Here is a 4,129-nt window from a genome sequence, read left to right as displayed (position 1 = left end):
GGTGTCGGCCGTGCACACCCGCGCGCTCGTTTGTTTGTGTGGTGGGTCTCGAGGCCGGAGCGCCGTCGTGGACAAGGACGTCCACGACGGCGCCTACCGGCCGGCCGACTTCAGTCGGCGTCGACGGTACGGGCGCGCAACGCTCGCTCCACTCCGGCCCGGCCTTCGACAACCAGCCGGCGAAGTGCCGGGGGCAGGTCGGGGCTGGACAGGAACCGGTCGGCGGCATCGAGGGCGGCCTGGCTGATGTCCCAGGCCGGATACAGCCCGATCACCACGGTCTGCGCGACTTCGCTGGAGCGCCGTTCCCACACCCCGGTGATCGCCTCGAAGTACCGCTCGGTGAACGGCAACAGCAATTCGGTCTGGCCGGCGCGGACAAAACCGCCGATGATGGCCCGCCCGGTGATGTTGGCCAGGGTGTCGTCTTCGATGACCTGAGCCCAGGCGGCGTCCTTGACCGCTGCCTGCGGCCGGGCCGCGGCAGCCGCAGCGGCGTTGCGCCGTCCGGCGGCGGTCGGGTCGGTGGCAGCCTCGGCGTCGATGACCGGTGTTTGGAGATCATCGGCGTCGAGATCGCCGCTGGCGGCCAGAGCGGTGACGATTCGCCAGCGCAGATCGGTGTCGATCACCAAACCGGGCATGTTGACCTCGGCCGGCTCGTTGTCCAGCAGGGTTGCCAGCACCGCCACATGGTTGCGTGACAGCACCGAGGTGCACAGCGCGTTGACAAACGCCAGCTGGTGGTCCGAGCCCGCAGCGGATTCTCGTGCCAGGTCCAGCAGCTTGTCGGCGAACGCCGGCCAGCCCGTGGTGCCGGCCCAGCCGGGTTCGGCGTAGGAGCCCAACGCGGTCTGCGCCTGCAGAATCAGGCGCTGCGCCACCCCCACCTCGGTCTCTGCATGGAGCCCGCTCATCACCAGCGTCACGAAATCGCGTGCCTTGAGCTCGGCCTCCCGCGTCATCTCCCACGCCGCCGACCACACCAGGGTGCGGGGGAGTGGCTCGACGATGTCGGCGATACGGGACAGCGCCGTCTTCAGCGAATCCGGATCCAGCCGTGAGGCGCAGTAGGTCAGGTCGTCGTCGTTGACCAGGATCAGCTTTCCGCGGGAAACACCCTGCAGCGCCGCGACGTCGGTGGACTCACCCTCGACGTCGAGCTCTTCGCGGTGCACCCGCACCAACTTGCCCGAACCGTCGTCGTCGTAGATACCCACGGCCAGCCGGTGCACCCGAGTCTCCCCGGCACCGGGGGCCGCCCCGCCCTGGTTGATGACAAACCGGGTGAACCGGCCGTCGGCGTCGACGTCGAAATCGGCCCGCAACGTGTTCAACCCGGTGGTCTTGAGCCACTGCTGGCCCCAGCCGGACAGATCGCGGCCCGACGACTTCTCCAACGCGCCCAGCAAATCACCGAACGTCGCGTTGGCGAAGGCATGGTCGCGGAAGTAGTCCCGCAGCCCGGCCAGGAAGCTCTCCAGGCCGACGTAAGCCACCAGCTGTTTGAGGACACTGGCCCCCTTGGCGTAGGTGATCCCGTCGAAGTTGACCTCGACCGCATGCAGGTCGGGGATCTCGGCGGCCACAGGATGGGTCGAGGGCAACTGGTCCTGGCGGTACGCCCACGACTTCTCGACGTTGGCGAACGTCGTCCACGCCTCGGTGTACTCGGTGGCCTGGGCCTGGCACAGCACCGAGGCGAAGGTCGCGAAGGACTCGTTGAGCCACAGGTCATCCCACCACCGCATGGTCACCAGGTCGCCGAACCACATGTGCGCCATCTCGTGCAGCACCGTCTCGGCGCGACGCTCGTAGGAGGCGCGGGTCACCTTGCTGCGGAACACATAGTCCTCGAGGAAGGTCACCGCGCCGGCGTTCTCCATGGCGCCGGCGTTGAACTCCGGCACGAACAACTGGTCGTACTTGCCGAAGGCATACGGTGCGCCGAAGTTGCGGTGGAAGAAGTCAAAACCTTGTTTTGTCTCGGTGAAGAGCCGTTCGGCATCCATGAACTCGCCCAGCGACGCGCGGCAGAAGAGGCCCAGCGGGATCTCGCCGTGCTCGTCGGTGTAGGTGTCGTCCCACCGGGCGTACGGCCCGGCGATCAGCGCAGCCAGGTAGGTGCTCATCCGCGGGGTGGTGGCGAAAGTGTGGGTCCGGGCGCCTCCGGCGGCGTCCTCGACCAGGGCGGTGGCCCCGTTGGAGATCACCTGCCAGTGCGCGGGCGCAACGACGGTGACGTCGAAGGCGGCCTTGAGGTCGGGTTGGTCGAAGCAGGCGAACATGCGCTTGGCGTCGGCTGTCTCGAACTGCGAGTACAGATAGACCTCGCCGTCCACCGGATCGACGAAGCGGTGCAGACCTTCACCGGTGTTGGAGTACAGGCAGTCGGCGTCGACGACCACAACATTGTGTTCGGCCAGCCCGGTCAGGGCGATTCCGGTGGACTCGTCGTAGGCGGACACGTCCAGCTCGTGCCCGTTGAGGCTGGCGGTCCGCACCGTCTCGGCGGCGAGATCGAGATAGGTGTCCGCGCCGGCAAGCGCATCGAACTCGATCGTCGTCACCGACCGGAACGTGCGCTCGCCGGGGGCGCCCTTGCCGTCCGTGAGATCCAACGAAATGCGGTAGCTGTCGACGGTCACCAGTGCGGCGCGCTCGGCGGCCTGGTCCTGGGTCAGATTGGGGAGTGCCACGCCCGCCAACACTAATCGCCGTGGCGCCCCCGTTGCGCTATTGACCTGGAATCTGGAATCCGGTCAGACCCGACAGCAAGCTGGAGCCGGCGAGTCCGTTGAGGCCATCGAGCGTGCCCAGTCTGTTGAGCACACTGCCGTCGGCCACCGAGGCCAACATCGACGGGCAGTACGCCTGGATGGCAATACCCGCAAAAAACGACGCCATCTGCGGTGGGATGCCGTTGTTGCGCACTTCTGCGACCGTCGAGGCGAACGACTTACCCGGTTCGACCAACATGTCGCAGACGGTCTTGCCGAGAGCGGTGGTGTCGGCTGCGTTGGCGTAGCCGATGCCGGCGTCGGACAACAGGCGGAGAAACTCTGTGTTGGTGTCGGCCTGCGCCGGACCGGCAGACATCACCGCCGCGGCTGCCAACACGGTGGAGAGTACGGACGCGGTCGAAATGCGGTTTGCCAATGGGTGCTCCTGCCCTGGGAGAGTGTCCGTGACACTCTGGTAACGCAGGTAACGGTGGTCTACTCGGGTAACGCCCGCACCACGAGTCGGTCAAGATTCGAACACTATGCCGTTTCACCAGTGCGGACGACGCCGTGCATGTGCTGGCTCGGCAACGGGAACACAACGCCGAGCCGACAGGTTGAGCTGAACGGAATTCTGACCATCGAAAGGAGCCCCCATGGCAGGCCAAACCGCCGGAAAAGACACCGCAGGTTTCTGGTTCGACCCGCTGTGCCCTTGGTGCTGGATCACCTCACGCTGGATCCTCGAAGTCGAGAAGGTCCGCGATATCAACGTCGAGTTCCACGTGATGAGCCTGGCCGTGCTCAACGAGGGACGCGACCTGCCCGAGGAATACCGGGAAGCGATGAAAAAGGCCTGGGGACCGGTGCGGGTGGCAATCGCCGCCGAACAGGCCCACGGATCCGAAATCCTCTCGCCGCTCTACACCGCGATGGGCACCCTGATCCACAACGAAGACAACAAAGACTTCGACGACGTGATCACCAAGGCACTGGCCCAGGTGGGGCTACCCGCGGAGCTGGCCGAGGCCGCAACCACCGACAAATACGATGACGCGCTGCGCAAGAGCCACCACGCAGGCATGGATGCCGTGGGTGAGGACGTCGGGACCCCGACCATCCACGTCAACGGAGTCGCTTTCTTCGGGCCGGTGCTGTCGCGGATTCCCCGCGGCGAAGAGGCCGGCAAACTCTGGGACGCCTCGGTCACGTTCGCGTCGTATCCGCACTTCTGGGAGCTCAAGCGCAGCCGCACCGAGCGCCCCGAATTCGACTGAATTCGATGGTCGACCGCGGTGCGGGTCGACCGTGGTCAGGGCTGAAATGACTGCGGGCCCGGCCGCCGGCTGTACTGTGCAGCCGGCGTCCGGACCCGCGGGATGAACTAAGTGCGTTCAGTCCTAGTC

At 66.2% G+C, this 4,129-nt stretch carries 3 protein-coding genes; 1 reads left to right on the top strand and 2 read right to left on the bottom strand.

What is annotated here, in order from left to right; all coding sequences use genetic code 11:
* Window positions 1–110 precede the first annotated feature (110 nt).
* Window positions 111–2,699 carry an aminopeptidase N gene (gene pepN, locus WBB07_RS02985; protein WP_526304606.1) on the bottom strand — a complete coding sequence of 863 codons (2,589 nt, stop codon included), beginning with the start codon at window positions 2,697–2,699 and terminating at the stop codon, window positions 111–113.
* A gap of 37 nt (window positions 2,700–2,736) precedes the next feature.
* Window positions 2,737–3,159 carry a DUF732 domain-containing protein gene (locus WBB07_RS02980; protein WP_526304604.1) on the bottom strand — a complete coding sequence of 141 codons (423 nt, stop codon included), beginning with the start codon at window positions 3,157–3,159 and terminating at the stop codon, window positions 2,737–2,739.
* A gap of 220 nt (window positions 3,160–3,379) precedes the next feature.
* Between WBB07_RS02980 and WBB07_RS02975 the strand changes: the two genes are divergently transcribed.
* Window positions 3,380–4,000 carry a mycothiol-dependent nitroreductase Rv2466c family protein gene (locus WBB07_RS02975; RefSeq protein ID WP_526304602.1) on the top strand — a complete coding sequence of 207 codons (621 nt, stop codon included), beginning with the start codon at window positions 3,380–3,382 and terminating at the stop codon, window positions 3,998–4,000.
* Window positions 4,001–4,129: the final 129 nt, after the last annotated feature.

This window comes from Mycobacterium sp., from assembly GCF_049647605.1.
In the GTDB taxonomy this organism is placed as follows: domain Bacteria; phylum Actinomycetota; class Actinomycetes; order Mycobacteriales; family Mycobacteriaceae; genus Mycobacterium.
Note: the sequence above shows the minus strand (reverse complement) of the source record. Positions and strands in the feature narration are given on the sequence as shown.